The sequence below is a fragment of the Pseudomonas sp. SWRI68 genome, from assembly GCF_014269165.1.
In the GTDB taxonomy this organism is placed as follows: Bacteria; Pseudomonadota; Gammaproteobacteria; order Pseudomonadales; family Pseudomonadaceae; genus Aquipseudomonas; species Aquipseudomonas capeferrum.
Map to the genome: position 1 here is coordinate 405,072 of NZ_JABWRU010000003.1, position 24,489 is coordinate 429,560.

At 62.9% G+C, this 24,489-nt stretch carries 19 protein-coding genes; 8 read left to right on the forward strand and 11 right to left on the reverse strand.

Translation table 11 applies throughout. The features are described from left to right. Nucleotides 1–96 precede the first annotated feature (96 nt). The 5 genes from dinG (at nucleotide 97) to pdxH (ending at nucleotide 7,581) form a co-directional block, all read left to right on the forward strand. Nucleotides 97–2,241, forward strand: a complete 2,145-nt coding sequence (gene dinG, locus HU770_RS08030; RefSeq protein ID WP_033702639.1) for an ATP-dependent DNA helicase DinG — start codon at nucleotides 97–99, stop codon at nucleotides 2,239–2,241. An 81-nt stretch (nucleotides 2,242–2,322) separates the two neighbouring features. After that, nucleotides 2,323–4,560, forward strand: coding sequence for a beta-galactosidase (locus HU770_RS08035; RefSeq protein WP_186656856.1), 2,238 nt, complete (start codon nucleotides 2,323–2,325; stop codon nucleotides 4,558–4,560). 120 nt (nucleotides 4,561–4,680) lie between these two features. After that, on the forward strand, nucleotides 4,681–5,826 hold the full coding sequence (locus HU770_RS08040; protein WP_186656859.1) for a serine hydrolase domain-containing protein: 1,146 nt from the start codon (nucleotides 4,681–4,683) through the stop codon (nucleotides 5,824–5,826). Between the two features lie 98 nt (nucleotides 5,827–5,924). After that, on the forward strand, nucleotides 5,925–6,914 hold the full coding sequence (locus HU770_RS08045) for an OmpA family protein (RefSeq protein WP_186663454.1): 990 nt from the start codon (nucleotides 5,925–5,927) through the stop codon (nucleotides 6,912–6,914). A gap of 19 nt (nucleotides 6,915–6,933) precedes the next feature. Continuing rightward, a complete protein-coding gene (pdxH, locus tag HU770_RS08050; RefSeq protein WP_033702635.1) occupies nucleotides 6,934–7,581 on the forward strand; it encodes a pyridoxamine 5'-phosphate oxidase in 648 nt (215 codons plus the stop codon). A gap of 38 nt (nucleotides 7,582–7,619) precedes the next feature. Here pdxH and HU770_RS08055 read toward each other — a convergent pair whose 3' ends face one another. After that, nucleotides 7,620–7,853 (reverse strand): hypothetical protein, encoded by a 234-nt coding sequence (locus tag HU770_RS08055; protein ID WP_033702634.1) that lies wholly within the window; start codon nucleotides 7,851–7,853, stop codon nucleotides 7,620–7,622. 150 nt (nucleotides 7,854–8,003) lie between these two features. Between HU770_RS08055 and HU770_RS08060 the strand changes: the two genes are divergently transcribed. Then, nucleotides 8,004–8,468, forward strand: coding sequence for a glycine zipper 2TM domain-containing protein (locus tag HU770_RS08060; protein ID WP_033702633.1), 465 nt, complete (start codon nucleotides 8,004–8,006; stop codon nucleotides 8,466–8,468). Nucleotides 8,469–8,548: 80 nt separating this feature from the next. On the opposite strand, the gene nhaA is transcribed toward HU770_RS08060, so the two are convergent. The 8 genes from nhaA to HU770_RS08100 all read right to left on the reverse strand — a co-directional run bounded on the left by nhaA (nucleotide 8,549) and on the right by HU770_RS08100 (nucleotide 17,438). Continuing rightward, nucleotides 8,549–9,724 (reverse strand): Na+/H+ antiporter NhaA, encoded by a 1,176-nt coding sequence (nhaA, locus tag HU770_RS08065; RefSeq protein ID WP_186656864.1) that lies wholly within the window; start codon nucleotides 9,722–9,724, stop codon nucleotides 8,549–8,551. A 248-nt stretch (nucleotides 9,725–9,972) separates the two neighbouring features. Continuing rightward, entirely contained in the window at nucleotides 9,973–11,580 is a 1,608-nt protein-coding gene (locus HU770_RS08070) for an NAD(P)/FAD-dependent oxidoreductase (protein ID WP_033702631.1), read from the reverse strand. Between the two features lie 103 nt (nucleotides 11,581–11,683). Beyond that, nucleotides 11,684–12,358 carry a hypothetical protein gene (locus HU770_RS08075; RefSeq protein ID WP_186663455.1) on the reverse strand — a complete coding sequence of 225 codons (675 nt, stop codon included), beginning with the start codon at nucleotides 12,356–12,358 and terminating at the stop codon, nucleotides 11,684–11,686. A gap of 136 nt (nucleotides 12,359–12,494) precedes the next feature. Continuing rightward, nucleotides 12,495–13,196 carry an ABC transporter ATP-binding protein gene (locus HU770_RS08080; RefSeq protein ID WP_033702629.1) on the reverse strand — a complete coding sequence of 234 codons (702 nt, stop codon included), beginning with the start codon at nucleotides 13,194–13,196 and terminating at the stop codon, nucleotides 12,495–12,497. Continuing rightward, nucleotides 13,197–13,964: a high-affinity branched-chain amino acid ABC transporter ATP-binding protein LivG gene (livG, locus tag HU770_RS08085; RefSeq protein ID WP_033702628.1), complete on the reverse strand. Its 768-nt coding sequence runs from the start codon at nucleotides 13,962–13,964 to the stop codon at nucleotides 13,197–13,199. After that, the gene (locus HU770_RS08090) at nucleotides 13,961–15,217 is read right to left on the reverse strand and encodes a high-affinity branched-chain amino acid ABC transporter permease LivM (protein WP_033702627.1); all 1,257 of its coding nucleotides are present in this window, start codon (nucleotides 15,215–15,217) and stop codon (nucleotides 13,961–13,963) included. The genes livG and HU770_RS08090 overlap by 4 nt, the downstream gene beginning before the upstream one ends. Next, nucleotides 15,214–16,137: a high-affinity branched-chain amino acid ABC transporter permease LivH gene (livH, locus tag HU770_RS08095; protein ID WP_008097482.1), complete on the reverse strand. Its 924-nt coding sequence runs from the start codon at nucleotides 16,135–16,137 to the stop codon at nucleotides 15,214–15,216. Before livH ends, HU770_RS08090 begins: the two co-directional genes overlap by 4 nt. Nucleotides 16,138–16,322: 185 nt before the next feature. Then, nucleotides 16,323–17,438: a branched-chain amino acid ABC transporter substrate-binding protein gene (locus tag HU770_RS08100; RefSeq protein ID WP_012313074.1), complete on the reverse strand. Its 1,116-nt coding sequence runs from the start codon at nucleotides 17,436–17,438 to the stop codon at nucleotides 16,323–16,325. Nucleotides 17,439–17,798: 360 nt separating this feature from the next. On the opposite strand from HU770_RS08100, the gene HU770_RS08105 reads away from it, so the two are divergent. Together HU770_RS08105 and HU770_RS08110 are read left to right on the forward strand one after the other, a co-directional pair. Then, a complete protein-coding gene (locus HU770_RS08105; RefSeq protein ID WP_033702624.1) occupies nucleotides 17,799–18,104 on the forward strand; it encodes a DUF2288 domain-containing protein in 306 nt (101 codons plus the stop codon). A gap of 169 nt (nucleotides 18,105–18,273) precedes the next feature. Further along, nucleotides 18,274–19,161, forward strand: a complete 888-nt coding sequence (locus tag HU770_RS08110) for an NAD(P)-dependent oxidoreductase (RefSeq protein ID WP_077068736.1) — start codon at nucleotides 18,274–18,276, stop codon at nucleotides 19,159–19,161. Here HU770_RS08110 and HU770_RS08115 read toward each other — a convergent pair. Continuing rightward, complete coding sequence (locus HU770_RS08115) at nucleotides 19,061–21,325, reverse strand: EAL domain-containing protein (protein ID WP_186663456.1); 2,265 nt, start codon at nucleotides 21,323–21,325, stop codon at nucleotides 19,061–19,063. The two genes, HU770_RS08110 and HU770_RS08115, sit on opposite strands and share 101 nt — an antisense overlap. Before the next feature lie 224 nt (nucleotides 21,326–21,549). Beyond that, nucleotides 21,550–24,396, reverse strand: coding sequence for an RNA polymerase-associated protein RapA (gene rapA, locus HU770_RS08120; protein WP_186656868.1), 2,847 nt, complete (start codon nucleotides 24,394–24,396; stop codon nucleotides 21,550–21,552). Nucleotides 24,397–24,489: the final 93 nt, after the last annotated feature.

Below are 24,489 nucleotides of genomic sequence, written 5' to 3' on the forward strand. Positions count from 1 at the left end.
GGATCTCCATGCGGCATAAAGGGCAATAGCGGGGTATGATAGCCGCCCCATGCGAAACACTGAAAATATATCCAGCCCTTCGGGCGCCTGCAGACCATGATCAGCAACGAACTCAAAGCCACTATCCAAGGCGCCTACTCGCGTTTTCTCGAAGCCAAGAGCCTCAAGCCGCGTTACGGCCAGCGCCTGATGATCGCCGAAGTGGCCAAGGTACTCGGCGACATCGCCTGCGACGATGAAGGCCGCCGCGCCGGCGAGCCTGCCGTGGTCGCGGTGGAGGCCGGTACCGGTACCGGCAAGACGGTCGCCTATGCGCTGGCCGCGATTCCGGCTGCCAAGGCGGCCGGCAAACGCCTGGTCATCGCCACCGCCACCGTCGCCCTGCAGGAGCAGATCGTCTTCAAGGACCTGCCCGACCTGATGCGCAACAGCGGGCTGAACTTCAGCTTCGCTTTGGCCAAGGGGCGCGGCCGTTACCTGTGCCTGTCCAAGCTCGACGTGCTGCTGCAGGAAGGCCACGCGCAGTCGGCCACCGCCCAGTTGTTCGAGGAAGAAGGCTTTCATATCGAGGTCGACGAGCGCAGCCAGAAGCTGTTCAACAGCATGATCGAGAAGCTGGCGGGCAACCGCTGGGATGGCGACCGTGACAGCTGGTCCGAAGCCCTGGAAGACCAGGACTGGTCACGCCTGACCACCGACCATAGCCAGTGCACGGGCCGCCACTGCCCGAACTTCCAGCAGTGCGTGTTCTACAAGGCGCGCGAAGGCATGGGCAAGGTCGACGTGATCGTGACCAACCATGACATGGTCCTGGCTGACCTGGCCCTGGGTGGCGGCGCGGTACTGCCCGACCCCCGCGACACCCTGTACGTGTTCGACGAAGGCCACCACCTGCCGGACAAGGCCATCGGCCATTTCGCCCATTACTCGCGCCTGCGCTCCACCGCCGACTGGCTGGAGCAGACCGCCAAGAACCTGACCAAGCTGCTGGCCCAGCACCCGCTGCCGGGGGACCTGGGCAAACTGATCGAGCAGGTGCCGGAGCTGGCCCGCGAGATCCGTACCCAGCAGCAGTTCATGTTCACCCTGTGCGAGCAAGTCGCGGACTTCCGCCCCAGTGAAGACACCGAGGGCCGTGAGCGCCCGCGCTATCGCTTCGAAGGCGGTGTGGTGCCGGAGCAGATCCGCGAGGTGGGCATCGAGTTGAAGAAGGGCTTTGCCCGCCTCAACGATCTGTTCACCCGCCTGGCCGACCTGTTGAAGGAAGGCATGGACGGTGAAGTCAATATCGGTATCGCCAGCCATCAGGCCGAGGAATGGTACCCGCTGTTCGGCAGCCTGGTGACCCGTGCCCAGGGCAACTGGGAACTGTGGACGGCATTCACCGCCGAAGACCCCGAGGACAGCCCGCCCATGGCGCGCTGGCTGACCCTGGCCGAGAGCGGTGCGCTGTTCGACATCGAAGTCAACGCCAGCCCCATTCTGGCGGCCGAAATGCTCCGTCGCAGCCTGTGGAGCGTCGCCCACGGTGCGCTGGTAACCTCCGCCACGCTTACCGCCCTGGGCAAGTTCGACCGTTACCGCATGCGCTCTGGCCTGCCTCGCGATGCTGTTACCTGCGTGGTGCCCAGCCCATTCGTGCATGGCGATGCCGGCGTGCTGCGGGTGCCCGACCTGGGCGCCGATCCGCGTGATGCGACGGCGCACACCGCGGCGATCATCCGTGAACTGCCCAACATGCTCGATGATGCCCGTGGCGCGCTGGTGCTGTTCTCGTCGCGCAAGCAGATGCAGGATGTGTTCGACGGCCTGGACCGCGACTGGCGCAAGCTGGTGCTGATCCAGGGCAACCTCTCCAAGCAGGAAACCCTGAACAAGCACAAGGCGCGGGTCGATGATGGCCAGCACAGCGTGTTGTTCGGCCTGGCCAGCTTTGCCGAGGGGGTCGACCTTCCCGGCGCTTATTGCGAGCACGTGGTGATCGCCAAGATTCCCTTCGCGGTGCCTGACGACCCGGTCGAAGCGGCCCTGGCGGAGTGGATCGAGGCCCGTGGTGGCAACCCGTTCATGGAAATTGCCGTGCCCGACGCCTCTTTGCGCCTGATTCAGGCCTGCGGCCGGCTGCTGCGTACCGAGCAGGATCGCGGTGTCATCACCTTGCTCGATCGACGTCTGGTCACCCAGCGCTACGGCAAGGCTATTCTCAATGCGCTACCGCCGTTCCGGCGGGAGATTTCCTGACGGCCGGAGCACTCTGCACCGGCTTGTTGTCCATCACTCAGTCTTGGGCTCATGAGGGCCCTGAAGGAGAGCCCCAGCCTTATGGTCCGCCGTACCCTGCCTGTCGTATTCGCCCTGTTGTTCAGCTCGCCATTATTGGCCGGGCAGCAGACGCTGTTCAGCTTCGTGCGCCCGGCCTCGGTGGTCAATGTGGTGACCGAGGACGCCGGCATGCCGCAGTACAACGCAGAGCAGACGGCCGGGGGTGAGGTGTTGCGGCGCGTGGTGTTCAACCCGGCCGAGCGCCCGACCTTGCGCCTGAGCCCGCAGAGCGGTGTGTGGGACTGGTCAGCCGGGCAGTTCCTGACCTTGCGCCTGCAAAGCGCAATGGACTGGGCGCTGACCGTGGACGTTACCGTGTTGGGCAGTGATGGCCGCACGCTGACCAGCCGCATCGACCTGCCTGCAGGCCCCGCCCAGACGGTGATGGTACCGCTCAAGGCCAGCTCGCCGTTGAGCCAGGGCATGCGCGCCGGGCCGCCGATGCCATGGGCGTACGCAGGCCAACGCCTGCTGCTGACCAGCAGCGCGGGTGCGGTCGACCTCAAACAAGTGGCGTCTGTCAGCCTGACGATCCCCAACCCCAAGGTGGCGCAGAACCTGCTGATCGAGAAAGTGGGTATTCAGGATGACGACCAGGCCTACCAGGCCGCCTACCATGAATTGATCGACGCTTACGGCCAGTCCACACGCGGCCAATGGCCAGAGAAGATTGCCAGCGACGAGCAGCTCAGGGCTGCCGAAGGCCGTGAGCAGCAGCAACTCAAGGGCTGGTTGGCAGGGCACGGCAAGCAGCAACTGGACAGCTATGGCGGGTTGCTGGGCGGGCCGGCGTTCGAGGCCAAGGGTTTTTTCCGTACCGAGAAGCGTGATGGCCGCTGGTACTTGGTCACGCCAGAGGGCAACCCGTTCTACTCGCTGGGCGTCAATGCCGTGGCCGCTGATGGCGGGCGCACCTACGTCGAAGGCCGGGACGGCATGTTCAAGGCGCTGCCGGCCGAGGGCGATCCGCTGGCGGCGTTCTATGGCAAGGGTAACAACGACGACGGCAATGCCTCTTCGCAAGGGCGTAACTTCAAGCAGGGGCGCTGGTTCGACTTTTATGCCGCCAATATCCAGCGCACCTATGGCAAGCCTTGCCTTCCCAGCGTCGAGGGCCAACCGGCAGCCGATTGCCCACCGCAGGTGCTGGATGCCACGCGCTGGCAGGCGCACGCGCTCGACCGCCTGCAAGCCTGGGGTTTCAATACCCTGGGTAACTGGAGCGACCCTGGCCTGGGCCAGGCCAAGCGCATGCCCTATACCTTGCCGCTGTCAATCGTTGGTGACTATGCCAGCATCAGCACCGGCATGGACTGGTGGGGCAGCATGCCCGACCCCTTCGACCCTCGCTTTGCCATGGCTACAGAACGTGCCGTCGCCATCGCTGCCCGGGACCACCGCGATGACCCCTGGCTGATCGGCTACTTCGCCGACAACGAACTGGCCTGGGCCGCACCGGGCAATGACCCCAAGGCGCGCTACGGGCTGGCCTATGGCACCTTGCGCCTGACCACCGATGTGCCCGCCAAGCGCGCCTTCCTCAAGCAGCTGCGTGACAAGTACCGCAACCAGGAGGGGCTGTCCAAGGCCTGGGGGATCGAACTGTCCGCCTGGGAGCTGATGGAAGACCCAGGGTTCGAGGCGCCTTTGCCCAACCCCGAGCACCCGGAGATCGAGCGGGACTACCAGCACTTCCAGCAGGTGTTCGCCGAGACCTACTTCAAGACCATCGCCGACTCGCTGAAGTGGCATGCGCCCAACCACCTGTTGCTTGGCGGCCGTTTTGCGCTCAGTACACCGGAGGCGGTCAAGGCCTGCGCCGAGTTCTGCGATGTGCTGAGCTTCAACTTCTATACCCTCAAACCCGAGGACGGTTACGACTTCGCTCGCCTGGCCGAGCTGGACAAGCCGGTGCTGGTGTCCGAGTTCCAGTTCGGTTCCCGCGACCGCGGGCCATTCTGGCCGGGGCCGCTGGAGGTGGCGCGTGAAGAGGACCGAGGGCCGGCCTATGGCAACTTCCTCAAGGCCGCGTTGGCGCAGCCGATGATCGTCGGCGCGCACTGGTTCCAATACCTGGACCAACCGGCCAGTGGGCGGTTGCTCGATGGCGAAAACGGCCACCTGGGGCTGGTGGCGATCACCGATGTGCCGTATCCGGGGTTCGTCGAGGCCGTACGCAAAAGCAACCAGCAGGCCATTGGTCAGTTGCGCACGCAACTGGCCAAGCCGCTCCCCTGAGCCATCGGGGCCGTCAAACGGCCCCTTTGCTGGCGACCATCGAGCCTAAGCCAGTTTGCAAAACCGCCAACTACTGAAACAATGCACGCCATTTTCAGACGGTCGTACGGAGAACAGCGGGTGCAGATCCAGGGTCACTATGAGCTGAAGTTCGAGGCGGTGCGTGAAGCCTTCGCCGAGTTGTTCGATGATCCCCAGGAGCGTGGTGCGGCGCTGTGCATCCAGGTGGGCGGCGAGACCGTGATCGACCTGTGGGCGGGCACCGCCGACAAGGACGGGCAGCAGGCCTGGCACAGCGACACTATCGCCAACCTGTTCTCCTGCACCAAAACCTTCACTGCGGTCACCGCCTTGCAGTTGGTGGGCGAGGGCAAGCTGGCACTGGACGCTCCGGTGGCCCGTTACTGGCCCGAATTCGCCCAGGCCGGCAAGCAGTCCATCACCCTGCGCCAGTTACTCAGCCATCGTGCGGGCCTGCCGGCCATCCGTGAACTGCTGCCTGCCGAGGCATTGTATGACTGGCAGGCGATGGTCGATGCCTTGGCCGCCGAAACCCCTTGGTGGACGCCTGGGGTCGAACACGGTTATGCCGCCATCACGTACGGCTGGCTGGTCGGTGAGCTGATCCGCCGCGCTGATGGTCGTGGCCCAGGCGACTCGATCGTGGCCCGTACGGCGCGGCCGCTGGGGCTGGACTTTCATGTCGGCCTGGCCGACGAAGAATTCCATCGCGTGGCGCATATTGCGCGCGGCAAGGGCAACCCCGGCGATGCCGCTGCCCAGCGCTTGCTGCAGGTGACCATGCGCGAGCCTGAGGCGCTGTCCACCCGCGCCTTTACCAACCCGCCGGCGATTCTCACCAGCACCAACAAGCCCGAGTGGCGGCGCATGCAGCAGCCGGCGGCAAACGGCCACGGCAATGCCCGTAGCCTGGCCGGGTTCTATGCCGGCCTGCTCGATGGCAGCCTGCTTGAATCCGAGCTGCTCGACGAACTGACGCGCGAGCACAGTATCGGCCAGGACCGCACGCTGCTGACCCAGACCCGTTTCGGCCTGGGCTGCATGCTCGACCAGCCCGAGGTGGCCAATGCCACCTTTGGCCTCGGTGCCCGCGCCTTCGGGCACCCTGGCGCGGGCGGCTCGGTAGGTTTCGCCGACCCGGAGCACGATGTGGCCTTTGGCTTTGTGGTCAATACCCTGGGCCCCTATGTGCTGATGGACCCAAGAGCGCAGAAACTGGTACGCGTGCTTGCCAGTTGCCTTTGATCGGGTAATGCGGGTATTGGCCAACCCCTTTGACTATCCTCAATGCCAACGCCTGAATGCGTAGGCAAAATTTCTTTCTATTTCATGGTGTATCGCTGATGTCTTCACATAAAACCTTAGCACTCGCCCTGTGCCTGACCGCCGTTACCGGCTGCGCCAGTCACTCCCCGGACGCCGCGAAGGGCAGTGGCTCCAGCTGGTGGCCTTTTGGTTCGGACCAGGTTGCCGAGCAGGAAGTGAAGGAAGCCGTCACCGAAAAAGTGGCCAAGGCCGATGCCAAGTCGGAAAGCGCTAGCCGCTGGTGGTGGCCATTCGGCGGTGACGACAAGCAGGCCAAAGGGCCGGTCGTGCCGAAGATCGACCAGAAGGCTACCCAAGCCTGGCTGGACGAATACGAGCCCAAGCTGCGTGAAGCCATCAAGGACAGCAAACTGGAGCTGGAGCGCCGTGACAATGTCCTGGCGGTGACCATCCCGGTGGACAGTTCGTACAACCCTGACCGCCCGAACATGCTGCTGCCGATGACCCTGGGGCCGATCACCCGTGTAGCCAAGAGCGTCGAGGGCGATGCCAAGACCGCGGTGCTGGTATTGGGCCATGCCGACAGCAGCGGTGCTGCGGCTGTCAACCAGAAGCTCAGCCTGGAGCGCGCCGCTTCGGTGTCGGCGATCTTCCGCCTCAGTGGCCTGCAGCGTGATCGCCTGATCCTCAAGGGGATGGGTTCGGTCATGCCGCGTGCCGCCAACGACAGCGCCGAAGGCCGTGCCCTGAACCGCCGTGTGGAAATGCTGCTGACGCCGCAGAACACCATGGTGGCGCTGTTGGCCAAGTACCAACAGGCCACGCCGGCACCTACCCCAGCTTCGATGGTTGCTGTTCAGGATGCCAAGGCGCCTGCCGCCAAGGCTGCCACCAGCAAGCCCGCCGCCAAGGCCGCTGCCAAACCTGCCGCGAAAAAGCCTGTCGCCAAGGCCAAGGCACCTGCCAAGACTGCTGCCAAGAAGAAGGCCGCACCGGTCAAGCCCGCCGCCAAGAAGGCGACCGTTGACAAAAAAGTAGCCGCCAACAGCCCTGCGAAGACCAACTGATCGTCAAGGAAACGCAGCCATGACCCAATCCCTGGCCGATATGCGCCGCGACTACACCCGTGATGGCCTGGCTGAAGCCCAGGCCCCGGGTGAGCCGTTCGCTTTGTTCCACCAGTGGTTCGCCGATGCGGTGAAAACCGAGCAACCCCCGGTCGAAGCCAACGCCTTGACCCTAGCCACGGTCGATGGCGAGGGTCGCCCCCATTGCCGCGTACTGCTGCTCAAGGGGCTCGATGAGCGTGGCTTTACCTTCTTTACCAACTACGAAAGCGCCAAGGGCCAGCAGTTGCAGGCTAACCCTTTCGCCGCCATGACGTTCTTCTGGCCAGCGTTGGAGCGCCAGGTGCGCATCGAAGGGCGGGTTGAAAAGGTCACGGCCAAGGAGTCGGACGACTACTACCAGGTGCGCCCTCTGGGCAGCCGCCTGGGAGCCTGGGCCTCGCCTCAGAGCCAGGTCATCAGTGGCCGTGAAACGTTGGAAGCGTTGGTGAAGGCGACCGAAGCACGGTTCTCCGACACTCAGCCGCACTGCCCGGAGCATTGGGGCGGGTATCGCCTGTTGCCTGAGCGGGTCGAGTTCTGGCAGGGGCGTACCAGCCGCTTGCATGACCGGATGAACTATCGTCTGGTCGATGGGCAATGGCTGCGGGAGCGGTTGGCGCCTTGAAATCCTTGGGGCTGCGCAGCAGCCCCAAGATTGCAACGCTACCCCTGATAAGCCGCCGCCTCACGCGCCAACCACTCCGCCAGCGCCTTGCGCCTGACCTTCTGCACCCGCGCCTGCTCCAGCCGCCGCAGCATGTACTCACGCTTGCGCACATCCTCCCCGGCCAGCGACAGCGCCAGGTCGCGGTCCATCCAGCGGCGCATCCGCACATACAGCCACCCATGGAAGTACAGCCCTGCGACAGTCGTGACCACGACGATGAAGTAATCCATGGCTATCCTTGGTCTCACTTGAAAGGCCCACGATACAGTCCAGGTAGGCTGTACCCAGGCTGAATGAAAACAATTTTATTACGTCTGTGCCGTGACAGCCGTCAATGTGCAGCGTCTAATGAACACCGATGACTTATGGAGACTTTACCCATGCGTAAATCCGCTTTGCTGGTGGCGACCTTCACCACCATGTCGCTGTTGCTGGGGGGCTGTGCCTCGAGCCTGACCGGCGATAGCTACTCCCGTGATGAGGCCCGTCGCGTGCAGACCGTACGCATGGGGACCATCGAATCCTTGCGCCCGGTCAAGATCGAAGGCACCAAGACCCCGATCGGCGGTGGCGCGGGTGCGATTGTCGGCGGCGTTGCCGGCAGTGCAGTCGGGGGTGGCCGTGGCAGCATCGTCGCGGCAGTGATTGGTGCGGTTGCCGGTGGCCTGGCAGGTTCTGCCGCCGAAGAAGGCATCACCCGTACCCAGGGTGTGGAAATCACCGTGCGTGAAGACGATGGCAGCATGCGTGCCTATGTGCAGGCCGTTCAGGAAAACGAGATTTTCCGGGTTGGCGAACGTGTTCGCATCATGACCGTCGACGGTACCAGCCGCGTCTCGCACTGAGCCTTGCACCGGCTGTAGCGCAAAAACGCAAAACCCCGATCTGGCCACGCCAGTCGGGGTTTTTTTATGCCGCTTCTACTTTAGTGCGTGCGGGGGGCGCGGCTGGCCATGGCGGTAACGGCATAGCCGACGACCGCAGCGATGAACGAGCCGGTGAGAATGCCCATACGGTCCATGCCCGCATAGTCACTGCTGCCTGGCACGAAGGCCAGGGAACCTACGAACAGGCTCATGGTGAAGCCGATGCCGCAGAGTATCGCCACCCCCAGCAACTGCCCCCAGCTTGCACCCGTAGGCAACGCCGCCAGGCGAAGCTTGATCGCAAGCCAGGTCAGGCCGAACACCCCCACGGTCTTGCCCGCCAGCAAGCCGACAGCGATACCCAGCGGTACCGGGTGGGTGAAGCTTTCTAACGTCATGCCGGCCAACGAGACACCGGCGTTGGCGAACGCGAACAGCGGCAGAATGGCATAGGCCACCCAAGGGTGCAGGGCGTGTTCCAGCGACAGCAGCGGCGAGCTTTCCGCATTGCGTGTGCGCAGTGGAATGCACAGCGCCAGGGCGACGCCCGCCAACGTGGCGTGGACACCGCTCTTGAGCACGCATACCCAAAGCACCAGGCCGACGATCAGGTAAGGCCCGAGCTTGATTACGCCAAGCCGGTTCATGGCTATCAGCGCTACCAGGCAGGCCGCTGCCAGCATAAGTGACACGCTGGACAAGGTACCCGAGTAGAACAGGGCAATGACAATGATTGCACCCAGGTCATCGATGATCGCGAGGGTCATCAGGAACAGCTTGAGCGACGCCGGGACACGCTTGCCCAGCAATGCCAGCACGCCAAGGGCAAAGGCGATATCGGTGGCGGTGGGGATGGCCCAGCCGGCGACGGCTGCAGGGTTGTCGCGGTTGATGAACCAGTAGACCAGTGCCGGTACCACCATGCCACCCACTGCGGCGGTAGCGGGCAGGATGACCTGCGAGGGCTTCGACAGCTGGCCGTCGACCACCTCGCGCTTGACCTCCAGGCCGATGAGCAGGAAGAACAGCGCCATGAGGCCGTCGTTGATCCACAGCAACAAAGGCTTGGCGATCTCCAGTGCGCCAACCTTGACGGCGACCGGGACGTCCAGCAGGCCGTTGTACAGGTAGGACAAAGGTGAGTTGTTGATGACCAGAGCAAGGATGGCCGCAGCGATCAGCAGCAGGCCGCTGGCGGCTTCGAGCTGAAAGAATCGGGTGAAGAGGCTACGCACGGGCTATGGGCTCTCCATGAGAGGTTGATTACGGAACGGGCGTACACCCTAGCTTGTGGCGATATGCTTTAGAACAAAAACTATATTCGTTTTTGTTATATGGTATTGCCGCCTTGGCTGTGGGAAGCCTAGACGCAGCTGAGGAATGGTGAGGTAGGGGAAATCTGATTATTCGCGCAGACTTTTCTGGCGATGGTCATGCTCCCTGCGCAGGCTTGCCCGCGCAGGGGCGCATGAAACTTGCTGCCTTACAGCCCGAGCATGTCCCGCGCTACCGCCTCGGCAATGCGAATGCCATCGACGCCTGCCGACAGGATACCGCCCGCGTAGCCTGCGCCTTCACCCGCCGGGAACAACCCCCTCATGTTCAGGCTCTGGTAGTCCTCGCCACGGGTAATGCGCAGCGGCGAAGAGGTACGCGTCTCGATACCGGTCAATACCGCGTCATGCAGGTTGTAGCCCTTGATCTGCCGATCGAATGCCGGCAACGCTTCGCGGATCGCCTCGATGGCGAAATCCGGCAAGCTGGGCGCCAGGTCACCCAGGGTCACGCCTGGCTTGTACGAAGGCTCGACACTGCCCAGGGCAGTGGACGGCCTGCCGGCTACGAAGTCACCGACCAACTGCGCCGGGGCCTGGTAGTTGCTGCCACCCAGGACATAGGCGTGCGCCTCCAGGCGTTCCTGCAGCTCGATGCCGGCCAGCGGGCCGCCCGGGTAGTCGCGCTCGGGGTCGATGCCGACGACGATGCCGGAGTTGGCATTGCGTTCGTTACGCGAATACTGGCTCATGCCGTTGGTCACGACGCGGCCAGGCTCGCTGGTGGCGGCGACCACGGTGCCGCCTGGGCACATGCAGAAACTGTAGACCGAACGGCCGTTCTTGGCGTGATACACCAGTTTGTAGTCGGCAGCGCCCAGTTTCGGGTGGCCGGCATACTTGCCCAGACGGGCCTTGTCGATCAGCGTTTGCGGGTGTTCGATACGGAAACCGACCGAGAACGGCTTGGCCTCCATGAATACGCCCTTGGCATGCAGCATGCGGAAGGTGTCGCGGGCACTGTGCCCCAGGGCCAGAACCACATGGCGTGACTGCAGCTGCTCGCCGCTTGCCAGCACCACGCCGGTCAGCTGGCCGTTATCTGTCAGCAGGTCGGTGACTTTCTGCTCGAAACGCACCTCACCGCCCAGGGCGATGATGTCCTGGCGCATCTGCTCGACCATGCCGGTCAGGCGGAAGGTGCCGATGTGCGGTTTGTTGATGTAGAGGATCTCATCCGGCGCGCCGGCCTTGACGAACTCTTCCAGCACCTTGCGGCCGTGGTGCAGCGGGTCCTTGATCTGGCTGTACAGTTTGCCGTCGGAGAAGGTCCCGGCGCCGCCTTCGCCGAACTGCACGTTGGATTCGGGGTTGAGCACGCTCTTGCGCCACAGGCCCCAGGTGTCCTTGGTGCGCTGGCGTACTTCCTTGCCGCGTTCGAGGATGATCGGCTTGAAGCCCATCTGCGCCAGCAGCAATCCGGCAAAGATGCCGCAAGGGCCAAAGCCGACCACGATCGGGCGCTGTGCGAGCTCGGCGGGGGCGTGGCCCACGTACTTGTAGGTGACGTCGGGGGCTACGCCGATGTTGCGATCGTCTTCGAACTTGCGAAGCAGCTCGGCCTCGTTGCTGGCTTCGAGGTCGATGGTGTAGATGAACAGCAGTTCGCTGTTTTTCTTGCGTGCGTCGTAGCTGCGCTTGAACAGGTTGAAGCTGAGCAATTGCTCATCGTTGATGCCCAGGCGCTGGACGATGGCTTCGCGCAGGGCTTCGTCGGGATGGTCCAGGGGCAGCTTCAGTTCGGTGATTCGTAGCATGGCAGGGTCCAGTATCCCGGCCATGGGCGGCCGGCGGCTTTACACAAACCGCCAAGTATAAGCTGTTCGCCGCCCCGACTGGCAGGATAAAAGCGCCCGGTGATCAGTTGTCGCGCGCACCGCCGTAGTAACCGCAGCCTTGCAGGGTCTTGCCGTCGATGCGCAGCTCGGCGCGCAGGTGGCGCACCGCCCCGGTGGCGACGTCCACGCAGCGTTGCGGTGCGACCCAAAGCTCCACGTGCTGGCCGTTGGCCTCGCTGGTCAGGGTCAGGCCACCACCTGGCACTTCCTCTTCCAGAAACGGCAGGGGCAGCGGCGCTTGGCCAACCCGGCTGACGACCATGCCCTTGCCGCTGGCCTTGATGTCCCAGTCAGGTTCGTGGCCATTGGCGCGCAGGGTCAGTTGCTTGAAGTTGGGGTCTTCGCAGGCGCGGGGCGAGGGCTCCAGGCGGTACAGCCGGCGCACTTCGAGCTGGCCGTCGTTGGTGGCCTGCTTGCTGCCGGTAAGGCGCCCGCGCACATCGGCGAACAGCTTGTCGCCGGCATCCTTGGCGAGGTTGGCGGCTTCCTGCAGGACCCCGGTGCCAGCGACGTCGTTGATCACGAAACGGCGGCTTTCATTGCAGGGCTTGAACAGCAACTGGCCACCGGCGGCGCTCAGTTCGCCCTGCATGCGCGTGGTGCCGATGTTTGGGTCGCTTGGGGTGTCAGCCATCAGTTGGCAACCGGCGAACAGGGGCAGCAGGGCGGTGAGCAGCAGGGTAGGGGTGAGGCGCATGGGGCGGGCTCCGGCGATGTTCCTGAAAGCAGGCCACGTTACGCAGGGTGCACGGGGATCACAAGCATTGTCGGTATCCGACTCAGGCCACATGAACCCAACAGGCAGAAAAAAGGGCCCGAAGGCCCTTTGTTCATCAACCCCCCAGGTACGCGTCACGCACCTTGGGGTCACTCAGCAGTGACTCACCCGTTCCTTGCATCACCACCCGCCCGTTCTCCAGGACATAGGCACGGTCGGCGATCTTCAGCGCCTGGTTGGCGTTCTGTTCCACCAGGAACACGGTCACGCCGTCACGGCGCAACTGTTCGATGATGTCGAAGATCTGTTGGATGATGATGGGTGCCAGGCCCAGCGATGGCTCGTCGAGCAGCAGCAGCTTGGGTTTGCTCATCAGCGCCCGGCCAATGGCGAGCATCTGCTGCTCGCCACCGGACATGGTGCCGCCACGCTGGATGTAACGCTCCTTCAGGCGCGGGAACAGCTGCAGGACTTTGTCCAGCTGCTCCTGGTAGTCGCCCTTGTCGGTGAAGAAACCGCCCATGGCGAGGTTTTCTTCCACCGTCAGGCGGGCGAACACACGGCGCCCTTCCGGGACCACGGCGATACTCTTGCGCATGATGTGCGAAGAGGTCTGGCCGACCAGCTCTTCGCCCAGGTACTTGATGCTGCCGCTATGGGCCTGCGGCGAGCCGCACAAGGTCATCAGTAGTGTTGATTTGCCCGCGCCGTTGGCACCGATCAAGGTGACGATCTCGCCCTGGTTGATCTCCACGTTGACGCTGTGTAGCGCCTGGATCTTGCCGTAGAAGGTGGAAACGTTCTCGAACTTCAGCATTTACGCTTCCCCCAGGTAAGCCTTGATCACTTCAGGATTGTCGCGAATCTGCTCCGGCGTGCCATCTGCCAGGGGGGTGCCCTGGTTGATCACCACGATATGGTCGGAAATGCTCATCACCAGCTTCATGTCGTGCTCGATCAGCAGCACGGTGACGTTGTGTGACTCGCGCAGATAGGCGATCAGTGCCTTGAGGTCTTCGGTCTCTTTCGGGTTAAGGCCTGCTGCTGGTTCGTCGAGCATGATGATCCGTGGCTGGGTCATCATGCAGCGGGCGATTTCCAGGCGGCGTTGCTGGCCGTAGGCGAGGGTGCCGGCGGTACGGTTGGCAAACTCGGTCAGGTTGACCTTCTCCAGCCAGTACTGCGCGCGCTCCATGGCCTCCTTCTCGCTGCGGCGGAAGCTCGGGGTCTTGAACAGGCCGGCGAAGAAGTTGGTGTTCAAGTGCCGGTGCTGGGCGATCAGCAGGTTCTCCAGCGCGGTCATTTCCTTGAACAGGCGCACGTTCTGGAAGGTCCGCACCACGCCCTTGCGGGCGATCTGGTGGCCGGCCAGGCCCTGGATCGGCTGGCCATCGAGCAGGATGGTGCCACCGCTGGGTTTGTAGAACCCGGTGAGGCAGTTGAACACCGTGGTCTTGCCTGCGCCGTTCGGGCCGATCAGCGCCACCACCTGTTTTTCCTTGACGGTCAGGGCCACGCCATTGACCGCCAACAAGCCGCCGAAGCGCATGCTCAGGCCGCTGACTTGCAGAATTTCGCGGCTCATCGACGCAGCTCCATGTGTGGACGTTGCATAGGCAGCAGGCCTTGCGGACGCCAGATCATCATCAACACCATCAGCGCACCGAACATCAGCATCCGGTATTCGCTGAACTCACGCATCAGCTCGGGCAGCAGGATCATCACGATGGCCGCGAGAATCACGCCCAGTTGTGAACCCATGCCACCGAGCACGACGATGGCGAGGATGATCGCCGACTCGATGAAGGTGAACGACTCCGGTGTCACCAGGCCTTGCCGGGCAGCGAAGAAGCTGCCGGCGAAACCGGCGAAGCAGGCACCCAGGGTGAATGCCGAGAGCTTGATCACAGTGGGGTTCAGGCCCAGTGCGCGGCAGGCGATCTCGTCTTCACGCAAGGCTTCCCAGGCACGGCCGATGGGCATGCGCAGCAGGCGGTTGATGACGAACAGCGCCAGCAGGGCCAGCAGCAGGGCCACCAGGTAGAGGAAGATGACCTTGTTGATCGAGTTGTACGCCAACCCGAAGAACTCATGGAAGGTCTGCATCCCCTCGGCCGCACGGCGTTCGAAGGTCAGGCCGAAGAGCTCGGGCTTGGGGATGTTGCTGATGCCGTTGGGGCCGCCGGTCCAGTCGGTGAGGTTACGCAGGAACAGGCGGATGATCTCGCCGAAGCCGAGGGTCACGATCGCCAGGTAGTCACCGCGCAGGCGCAGCACCGGAAAGCCGAGCAGGAAGCCGAAGGTGGCGGCCATCAGGCCGGCGATCGGCAGGCAGACCCAGAAGCTCCAGCCCAGGTAGTGCGAGAGCATTGCGTAGCTGTACGCGCCCACGGCATAGAAGCCCACATAACCCAGGTCGAGCAGGCCTGCCAGGCCGACCACGATGTTCAGGCCCAGGCCCAGCAACACGTAGATCAGGATCAGCGTGGCAATGTCGACCGCACCGCGCGAGCCGAAGAACGGCCACACCAGCGCGACCAGGATCAGCCCGATGATGATCCAGCGCTGAGTCTTGGGCAGGGTCAGGTAGTTGCTCACGGCCGGCGAGATCAGCTTGCGATCCGAGCGGCGGCTCATGACCGAGCTCCACTGCTTGTCGAACAGCACGCGCAGGAACATCAGCACCGAGCACACGGCGATGATGCTGATGGTGAACGAGCCCTGGCTGTGCACCACCAGGCTGATGCCGTCGATGCTCAGTTTTAGGCCCAGTACCGGGAAGGCCACGGCCCATACCAGCAAGGCGCTGAAGAACGCCTGTTTGAGATTTTTGTTCATACTTTTTCAACCTCCGGGCGGCCCAGGATGCCGGTCGGCCGGAACAGCAGGACAAGCACCAAGAGACCGAATGCCACTACGTCCTTGTACTGGTCGCCGAAGATATCGGCGCCGAAGGCCTCGGCCACACCCAGCACCAGCCCACCGAGCATGGCGCCCGGAATGCTGCCGATGCCACCCAGCACCGCTGCGGTGAAGGCTTTGAGGCCCACCAGGAAGCCGGCGTTGGGGTTGATCACCCCGTACTGCATGCTCAGCAGCACGGCCGCTACCGCTGCCAGTGCGGCACCGATGACGAAGGTGAGGGCGATGATGTTGTTGGTGTTGATGCCCAGCAGGTTGGCCATCTTGATGTCCTCGGCGCAGGCGCGGCAGGCGCGGCCCAGACGGGAACGGGAGATGAACAGGGTAAGCAGGGTCATGGCCACCAGGGTGACGACGAACACCAGGATCTGCATGTAGCTGATCAGTACCTCTTCAGCGCCGCCCGGCCCGAAGGAGAAGCTCCCGGGGATCAGGTTGGGGATGGATTTGTCCTTGGAGTCCTGCGAGAGCAAGACCGTGTTCTGCAGGAAAATCGACATGCCGATGGCGGAAATCAGCGGGATCAGACGGTTGCTGTTGCGCAGGGGGCGGTAGGCAACCCGTTCGATGCTGTAGCCATAGGCACTGGTGACGAAGATCGTCGCGACGAAGGCGACGGTCATCAGGATCGGCAGCGAATGGATACCCATCATGGCCAGGCCCGCCAGGGCGATGAAGGCCACGTAGGAACCGATCATGTACACCTCGCCGTGGGCGAAGTTGATCATGCCAATGATGCCGTACACCATCGTGTAGCCGATGGCGATCAAGGCATAGGTGCTGCCGATGGTCAATCCATTAACCAGTTGTTGGAAGAAATGGTAGATCTCAGGCATTACAGCGCTCCTAAAAACCTGATTTGCATTTCGCTGGCGGGGGTAGGCCAGGAAACCGCGAGTGACGGTTTTAAGATTTTCAGGTGGCCGGCTCCCGGATCGCGGGAATCACGGCCATGAACCTCGTAAAACAAAGCCCACTGCTCGCACAGTGGGCTTTTACGGTCAGCTATTTAGTCACGCAGTTACTGAGGGGAGACTTCGGTCTTCGGCTTGCCGAAGTGCCATTCGTAGACCACGAACTTGAAGTCTTTGAGGTCGCCTTTTTCGTCGTACGACAGCGTGCCGGTAGGGGTCTTGAAGGAGCCGGCGTGGATGGCGGCTGCCACCTTGTCGGTGTCTTCGGACTTGGCGGCCTCGATGCCTTTGGCGATCAACTCCACGGCGGAGTAGGCCGGGAACACGAACGGACCGCTCGGGTCCTTACCGTCAGCCTTGATGGCATCGACGATGGCCTTGTTCTCAGGGTCGGCGTCGAACGACTTCGGCAGGGTGACCAGCAGGCCTTCGGAGGCGTTCTGGGCGATCTGCGAGATCGAGTCGTTGCCTACACCTTCTGGGCCCATGAACTTGGCTTTCAGGCCTTTTTCCTGAGCCTGGCGCAGGATCAGGCCCAGCTCTGGGTGGTAGCCGCCGTAGTAGACGAAGTCGACGTTGTTTTGCTTGAGCTTCTGGATGATCGAGGAGAAGTCCTTGTCACCGGCGTTCAGGCCTTCGAAGACGGCAACCTTGGTGCCTTTGCCTTCCAGGGTCTGCTTGACGGCGGTGGCGATGCCTTCACCGTACTGCTGCTTGTCGTGCAGCACTGCAACGACCTTCGGCTTGACGTGGTCGGCGATGTAGTTGCCGGCCGCAGGGCCTTGGGCGCTGTCCAGGCCGATGGTGCGGAAGATCAGCTTGTAGCCACGGGCGGTGATTTCCGGGCTGGTGGCGGCCGGGGTGATCATGATCACGCCTTCGTCTTCGTAGATGTCGGACGCAGGCTGGGTAGAGCTGGAGCACAGGTGGCCGATGACGAACTTGACGCCGTCGTTGACCACTTTGTTGGCGACTGCCACGGCCTGTTTAGGGTCGCAGGCGTCGTCGTATTCCTTGGCTTCGAGCATCTTGCCATCGACGCCGCCCTTGGCGTTGATGTCTTTGATGGCTTGCTTGGCGCCGATGAACTGCATGTCGCCGTACTGGGTGACAGGGCCGGTCTTAGGCCCCGCGATCCCGATCTTGATGGTATCGGCGGCAAACGAATGGCTGGCTACCCCTGCCAGAACCATTGCGGCGAACAGCTTGGAAATCTTGATCATAGTGCTCCACTCATTCTGTTGTAATTCTTATAGTCCTGGCGGCCAGGGCTACAGACCGGGCGGGAATTGCGGTATGGCCACGCCATACTGCATGCCCACCTTCCCCCGGAACATGTCCCGGAACTGTACCGGTACAGTGTAGAGCGCTGTTCGAGCGCTTGAAAAGCGGTCAAAAAGTACCTGGTTCCTGGGTTGTCGCTTGATCGACACAAAGATACAGAAAAGCGCCATCAATTTGCCTGTACCTGCGGCCCAACCCCACAAGTTCGGGGCCGATCGACCAAATTACGTATTTGAAACCGGGTTTTTCTGCAAAAATAGCGGCCTTTTTTATTGGCCGATTTTTGCGGGTAGCAACCCATGACTGATCAAACAAGCACCCTCTATGCCAAATTGATTGGCGAGACGGCAATCATCGAGTGGAAAGCGCTGGAGCGCTTCTGGGCAAAGGGTGACCTGATTTGGGTCGACCCCAGCCTGGACCTGATCGCCGTTGCCGAAGCGATGGCCGAGAATCGCGGCGAGATCTTCGCCAAGTGGCGTAGTGATGGCGCTGTTGGCCCGGTGACTGCCGAGCAGGCGCTGGACCTGCAAAACCGCGATCCAGAGATCTGGGCGGTGGTGGTTTCACCGTTTATCGTGATTCAGGTGAAGCGCGCTGAGTGAACGCGATCGTTTTTGGTGCGTGAAAATGCGCAGCCGCCTCAATCTGGTGCTTGGGGACGATCAGATGGGTGGAGGTAAGTAACAATTCGGCGTGGCGGTAACAGTTTACGGGATGCGTAATGGGGCCGCTGCGCGCCTTGAAAATAACAAAATGTGCCAGGAGTCGTTCATGAGCTCACAACTACCTTCGCTAGCCTTCGCCGGAATCGGCCTGATGGGCTTGCCCATGTGTCGGCGCCTGCTGGCTGCCGGTTACCCGCTGACGGTGTGGAACCGCAGCCCCGACAAATGCGCCGAGCTGGTAGCAGCTGGCGCGCGACTGGCGGCAACCCCGGCCGAGTTGTGCCGCGACAGCGACATGGTGCTGCTGTGCCTGGCCGATACGGCGGTGGTGCGCGAAGTGGTGTTCGGTGAGCAAGGCATCGCGCAGGGTGGGCGCAGTGGCCAGTTACTGATCGATTTTTCGAGCCTCGAACCGACCGCCACCCGGGAGATGGCCGCTGCGCTCGCGGCCTTGTCTGGCATGGCTTGGCTGGATGCCCCGGTGTCCGGTGGCACGCCGGGCGCCGAGGCCGGCACCTTGGCCATCATGGTCGGTGGCGAGGCCGCCGACCTGCAGCGTGCACTCCCCGTACTGCAGGCCCTTGGCCAGCGAGTGACGCACATGGGCGCCGTTGGCGCCGGCCAGGTGACCAAGGCCTGCAACCAGATGATCGTGGCCTGCAATGCCCTGGTGATCGCCGAAGTGGTGGCATTGGCCGAGCAGTCAGGCGTGGACGCGACACTGATCGCCGAGGCCTTGGCGGGCGGCTTTGCCGATTCGAAACCGCTGCAGATCCTTGCCCCGCAAATGGCCGAGAGCCGCTTCGAGCCGATCAAGTGGCATGTGCGGACGTTACTCAAAGACCTCGACAGCGCAGTCAAATTCTCTCGCGAGCAGGGCTCGGCGACACCGCTCAGTGGCCTCGCCGCGCAATTGATGCGCCTGCACGGTAGCCAGGGCTATCTGCAAAAAGATCCGGCGACCCTGGTAGCGCTGTATCGCAGTAAGGGCTGAGCAAGCCATTGCGCCGTTGCAGCCGCTCCAGGATCGGCCGCAATTCGCCCAGCGGCACCGGGCGGCTGAGCAAGTAGCCCTGCAGGTAGTCGCAGCCGTGGGTTTCGAGGAATTCCAGCTGTTCGACGGTTTCGACGCCCTCGCTGACCACCTGCAGGTGCAGGGTGTGGGCCATGACGATGATGGCCTGGACGATCTCGCGGTCTTTCTGGCTGCCTGGCACATCCTGCAGGAAGGTTCTGTCGATCTTCAGGATGTCCAGCGGCAAGCGTTTGAGGTAGGCCAGCGACGAGTAACCGGTACCGAAGTCATCGATCGACAGGGCCACGCCCTGGGCGCACACGCGCTTGAGCAGGCTGACAGTGCGCTGGATGTCCCCCATCAATGCGTTTTCGGTGATTTCCAGCTCCAGGTGGCGGGGCGCCAGGGCTGAGTGAAACAACGCTTTCTCCACCTCGCTGGCCAGTTCATCGTGACTGAGCGTGACTGCCGAGCAGTTCACCGTGACCTTGAGGTCGCCATAACCGTGGCGGTGCAGTTGCGCCAGGTCGGCACAGGCGTGGCGCAGCACCCACAGGTCGAGGTCGATGATCAAACCATTGGCTTCGGCGATGCCGATGAAACGGTCGGGCCCGAGCAGGCCGTGTTGTGGGTGCTGCCAGCGCACCAGGGCTTCGAGCTTGGCCACCTGGCCATTGTGCAGGTCGAAGATCGGTTGGTAATGCACGCACAGCCCGCGTTCTTCCAGCAGCGCGATGCGCAGTTCCTCTTCCAGCTGCAGGGCAAGCGTGGCCCGGGTTTTAAGGCTGTCGTTGAAGAAGGTCAGGCTGTTGCGCCCGTTGCCCTTGGACTGGTACAGGGCAAGGTCGGCGTGCTTGAGCAACTCTTCGGCGGTGTTGCCATTGTCGGGGAAAATGCTGATACCGATACTGGTGGTCATGACCATGCGCCGGCCACCCAGGTCGATGGGGTCCTTCATTCGCTGCATGATGCGCTGCGCCAGGTGGCGTGCTTCATCACGGTTGTTGAGGCTGGTGACCACGCAGAACTCGTCGCCACCAAAGCGCGCCACCAGGTCCTGGCTGCGGGTGGCTGCCTTGATGTGGTTGGCGATCACTTTGAGCAGTTCGTCGCCGGCAGCATGGCCAAGGCTGTCATTGATGCGTTTGAAATGGTCGATGTCGAGAAACATCACCGCCAGGCGGTTGTCATCGGCGTTCTGTTCGGCGAGGCGCTCGGCGAACACTTGATTGAAGCCGCGGCGGTTGATCAGATTGGTCAGGGCGTCGTAGTGCGCGGCCTGTTGCAGCGAGGCTCGCGCCTGGTCCAGTTGGTTGAGCAACATGCTGACCCGGCGCAGGTCGTGCTCCTTGCTTTGCAGCTTCTTGTCGGCCAAGGCCGCACTGATGCTGGCACCACTGATCAGCAGCGTGATGAATGCAATGGTCAGCCCCAGTTGCAGGCTGTTGTCGGCTGACGGCAGACGCAGCGCAGTGTCGGCGGGGATGACCAAGGTCATGGCCGACATGGCCGTGAAGTGGGTCGCGACGATGCCGCCGGCCATCAGCAGGCTAGCGCCGTACTTCAGGGCCTGGTGCAAGGTGCCGCTACCGTTGCGAAAGCGCCGCGCCAGCAGCAGCGCTGCGAGGCTGGTGAGCAGGGCGATGGCCATGGAGGTCAGTAGCAGCCCTGTCTGGTAGTACTGTTGAGCGCCGGTCTCGAGGGCGGCCATGCCGACAAAATGCATGAAGATGATACCGGCTGCGATGAGTACTGCACGCTTCAGATAATGATACGGGCGCATGTGCCTACGGTTGATGCTGTTCATGCCCACCCAGGCGACGATCAGGGCAATGAGCAGCGACAGCACGGTCAGCGACACATCGTAGTGAACTTCGAGCGGGGCCTGAAAGGCCAGCATGCTGATGAAGTGCATGGCCCAGATACCGCCGGCGAGGCAGCAGGCGCCGAGCATGCGCCATTGGCGTTGCGCCGTGGCCTGTTCGCTATGGGACTGGCGCTCGGCCATGTACAGGGTCGCAAAGCACCCCGCGCAGGCCACGGTATAGGCGAGCAGTACCAGGAAGGGTTCATGGCGACAATCGATGACGATTCGTCCGGTTGCCGGAAGATCGGCGAACAGTTGCAGACCCAGCCATTCCATTGCGTGCCTCTTGGTCGAGTTTTCACTCGTCTGCGGTACAACCCTTGGCAGACTGTCCAGAGGCAGTATAGGAAGAGGTAGTTAGCCCTTCCTGAATAATGGCAATTTGATTTCTATGATTTGGTTATGAGGCCAATCGCAGCAAGGCATATGGCCGCTCCCGTTGCAGGAGCAGCCTTGTGTTGCGATGGGCTGCCAAGCAGCCCAACTTGTCGCTCGTATAGTCAGCCAGCCACCAGCACGCGAATGGCTTCCAAGCGCAAGGCAGCTTTGTCCAGCATCGCCAGGCCTTCTTCACGCTGCTTGCGCAAAGCGTCGATTTCGCTGTCGCGTACGCTTGGGTTGACCGCCTTGAGCGCGGTCAGGCGGGCCAGTTCTTCGTCCGCTTCGGCAGCCAGGCGGCGCTGGGCTTCGGCCACACGCTCGACGTGGGTCGGCATGATCTTGGCCTCACCGCCACTGATGCGCTGGGCCAGTACATCCCGCTGGGCCTGGATGAACTTGTTGGCGCTGGCGCGCGGAACGCTTTCGAGCTGGTCGTTGAGCGTTTCGAAGGCCACGCGCGACGCCAGGTCGTTGCCATTGGTGTCGAGCAGGCATCGCAGGGCTGCCGGGGGCAGGTAGCGACCAAGTTGCAGGCTGCGTGGCGCCACCACCTCGCTGACGAACAGCAGTTCGAGCAGCACGGTGCCAGGCTTGAGGGCCTTGTTCTTGATCAGCGCGACAGCGGTATTGCCCATCGAGCCGGACAGCACCAGGTCCATGCCACCCTGAACCATCGGGTGCTCCCAGGTCAGGAACTGCATGTCTTCGCGGGACAATGCCTGGGTACGGTCGTAGGTGATGGTCACGCCTTCGTCGTCACCCAGCGGGAAACTGGCGTCGAGCATCTTCTCACTTGGCTTGAGGATCAGGGCGTTTTCCGAATGGTCTTCGCTGTCGATGCCGAACGCGTCGAACAGGGTCTCCATGTAGATCGGCAGGGCGAACTGGTCGTCCTGTTCGAGAATCGCCTCCACCAGTGCCTGGCCTTCGCCGGCCCCGCCCGAGTTGAGCTCCAGCAGCCGGTCGCGGCCGCTGTGCAGCTCGGCCTCCAGGCGCTCGCGCTCGTTGCGGGCATCGGCCATCAGGGCATCCCAGGCTTTGCTGTCACCGCTTTCAAGAAGCGGCAGCAGGCGCGGGCCGAACTGATGCTGCAGGGCATTGCCGGTCGGGCAGGTGTTGAGGAAGGCGTTGAGCGCTTCGTGGTACCACTGGAACAGGCGCTGTTGCGGGCTGTCCTGCAGGTAGGGCACGTGCAGCTGGATGGTGTGCTTCTGGCCGATCCGGTCGAGACGGCCGATACGCTGTTCGAGCAGGTCAGGGTGGGCCGGCAGGTCGAACATTACCAGGTGATGAGAGAACTGGAAGTTGCGGCCTTCACTGCCGATCTCGGAACAGATCAGCACCTGGGCGCCGAATTCCTCGTCCGCGAAATAGGCGGCGGCGCGGTCACGCTCCAGAATGCTCATGCCTTCATGGAAGACCGAAGCGGGGATGCCGGAGCGCACGCGCAGAGCGTCTTCCAGGTCCATGGCGGTTTCGGCATGGGCGCAGATGACCAGCACCTTGGTGCGCTTGAGCATCTTGAGGGTATCGATCAGCCAGTCGACCCGAGGGTCGAAACGCCACCAGCGCTCGTCGTCAGTGGTGTCGCCGTGTGCCTGGAAGGCGACTTCCGGGTAGAGCTCGGCCTTTTCGCCAGGCGGCAGGTCGCGGTACTGCTCGGGCATTGCCACCGGGTAGGCATGCAGCTGGCGCTCGGGGAAACCCTGGACCGCAGCACGGGTGTTACGGAACAGCACGCGGCCAGTGCCGTGGCGGTCGAGCAACTCGCGGATCAGGCGCGCGCTGGCCTGGGTATCACCATCGTTGACCGCCGCCAGCAAGGCCTCGCCTTCGGCGCCGAGGAAGCCATGGATGGTGGCGTGGGCCTTGGGCGAAAGACGGCCTTCATCCAGCAGCTCCTGCACGGCTTCGGCCACCGGGCGATAGTGCTCGCTCTCGGCGCGGAAGGCCGCCAGGTCATGGAAGCGGTTGGGGTCGAGCAGACGCAGCCGGGCGAAGTGGCTGTCCTGGCCAAGTTGTTCGGGGGTGGCGGTGAGCAGCAACACGCCAGGGATGACCTGTGCCAGTTGCTCGACCAAGCCGTACTCCGCGCTGACCTGGTCTTCATGCCAGACCAGGTGATGGGCTTCATCGACCACCATCAGGTCCCAGCCCGCAGCAAACAGCGCATCCTGGGCCTTCTCGTCGTCGACCAGCCATTCCAGGGCGACCAACGCGAGCTGGGCGTCTTCGAACGGGTTGCTGGCGTCGCTCTCGATGAAGCGTTCGGCGTCGAACAGCGCCACCTGCAGGTTAAAGCGCCGGCGCATTTCCACCAGCCATTGGTGCTGGAGGTTTTCCGGGACCAGGATCAGTACGCGGCTGGCACGCCCGGACAGCAGCTGGCGATGGATGACCAAGCCGGCCTCGATGGTCTTGCCCAGGCCGACTTCGTCCGCCAGCAGAACCCGTGGCGCGCTGCGGTCTGCGACTTCGCGGGCGATGTGCAACTGGTGAGCGATCGGTTGCGCACGGCAGCCACCCAGGCCCCAGAGCGACGATTGCATCTGTTTGCTGGTGTGATGCAGGGTGTTGTAACGCAGGCTGAACCACGACAGCGGGTCGATCTGGCCGGCGAACAGGCGGTCGCTGGCCAGGCGGAACTGAATGAAGTTCGACAGCTGGGTTTCTGGCAGGGTGCGCGGCTGGTTTTGCGCGTCCAGGCCATGGTAGACCAGCAGGCCGTCGACATCGTCGACCTCGCGCACGGTCAGCTTCCAGCCGTCGAAGTGGGTGATCAGGTCACCTGGCGAGAAGCGCACGCGGGTCAGCGGCGCATTGCGCAGGGAATACTGGCGGGTGTCGCCAGTGGCCGGGTAGAGCACGGTCAACAGGCGGCCATCCTGCGCCAGGATGGTACCCAGGCCGAGCTCTGCTTCGCTGTCGCTGATCCAGCGTTGCCCCGGTTGATACTGCTGCGCCATACTGCCTGAACTCCCGCGATGAAAAGCCGGCTATGTTAACGGATCGGCCGGTCAGACCAAAGTGTTGAAGTGCACCGATGGGTGCCAAAGACC

Bases quoted from the DNA above. Each gene is read 5' to 3' on its own strand.
- dinG (WP_033702639.1), top strand. From the start codon at position 97: ATGATCAGCAACGAACTCAAAGCCACTATCCAAGGCGCCTACTCGCGT.
- HU770_RS08035 (WP_186656856.1), top strand. From the start codon at position 2,323: ATGGTCCGCCGTACCCTGCCTGTCGTATTCGCCCTGTTGTTCAGCTCG.
- HU770_RS08045 (WP_186663454.1), top strand. From the start codon at position 5,925: ATGTCTTCACATAAAACCTTAGCACTCGCCCTGTGCCTGACCGCCGTT.
- pdxH (WP_033702635.1), top strand. From the start codon at position 6,934: ATGACCCAATCCCTGGCCGATATGCGCCGCGACTACACCCGTGATGGC.
- HU770_RS08055 (WP_033702634.1), bottom strand. From the start codon at position 7,853: ATGGATTACTTCATCGTCGTGGTCACGACTGTCGCAGGGCTGTACTTC.
- HU770_RS08060 (WP_033702633.1), top strand. From the start codon at position 8,004: ATGCGTAAATCCGCTTTGCTGGTGGCGACCTTCACCACCATGTCGCTG.
- HU770_RS08070 (WP_033702631.1), bottom strand. From the start codon at position 11,580: ATGCTACGAATCACCGAACTGAAGCTGCCCCTGGACCATCCCGACGAA.
- HU770_RS08075 (WP_186663455.1), bottom strand. From the start codon at position 12,358: ATGCGCCTCACCCCTACCCTGCTGCTCACCGCCCTGCTGCCCCTGTTC.
- HU770_RS08080 (WP_033702629.1), bottom strand. From the start codon at position 13,196: ATGCTGAAGTTCGAGAACGTTTCCACCTTCTACGGCAAGATCCAGGCG.
- livG (WP_033702628.1), bottom strand. From the start codon at position 13,964: ATGAGCCGCGAAATTCTGCAAGTCAGCGGCCTGAGCATGCGCTTCGGC.
- HU770_RS08090 (WP_033702627.1), bottom strand. From the start codon at position 15,217: ATGAACAAAAATCTCAAACAGGCGTTCTTCAGCGCCTTGCTGGTATGG.
- livH (WP_008097482.1), bottom strand. From the start codon at position 16,137: ATGCCTGAGATCTACCATTTCTTCCAACAACTGGTTAATGGATTGACC.
- HU770_RS08100 (WP_012313074.1), bottom strand. From the start codon at position 17,438: ATGATCAAGATTTCCAAGCTGTTCGCCGCAATGGTTCTGGCAGGGGTA.
- HU770_RS08105 (WP_033702624.1), top strand. From the start codon at position 17,799: ATGACTGATCAAACAAGCACCCTCTATGCCAAATTGATTGGCGAGACG.
- HU770_RS08110 (WP_077068736.1), top strand. From the start codon at position 18,274: ATGAGCTCACAACTACCTTCGCTAGCCTTCGCCGGAATCGGCCTGATG.
- HU770_RS08115 (WP_186663456.1), bottom strand. From the start codon at position 21,325: ATGGAATGGCTGGGTCTGCAACTGTTCGCCGATCTTCCGGCAACCGGA.
- rapA (WP_186656868.1), bottom strand. From the start codon at position 24,396: ATGGCGCAGCAGTATCAACCGGGGCAACGCTGGATCAGCGACAGCGAA.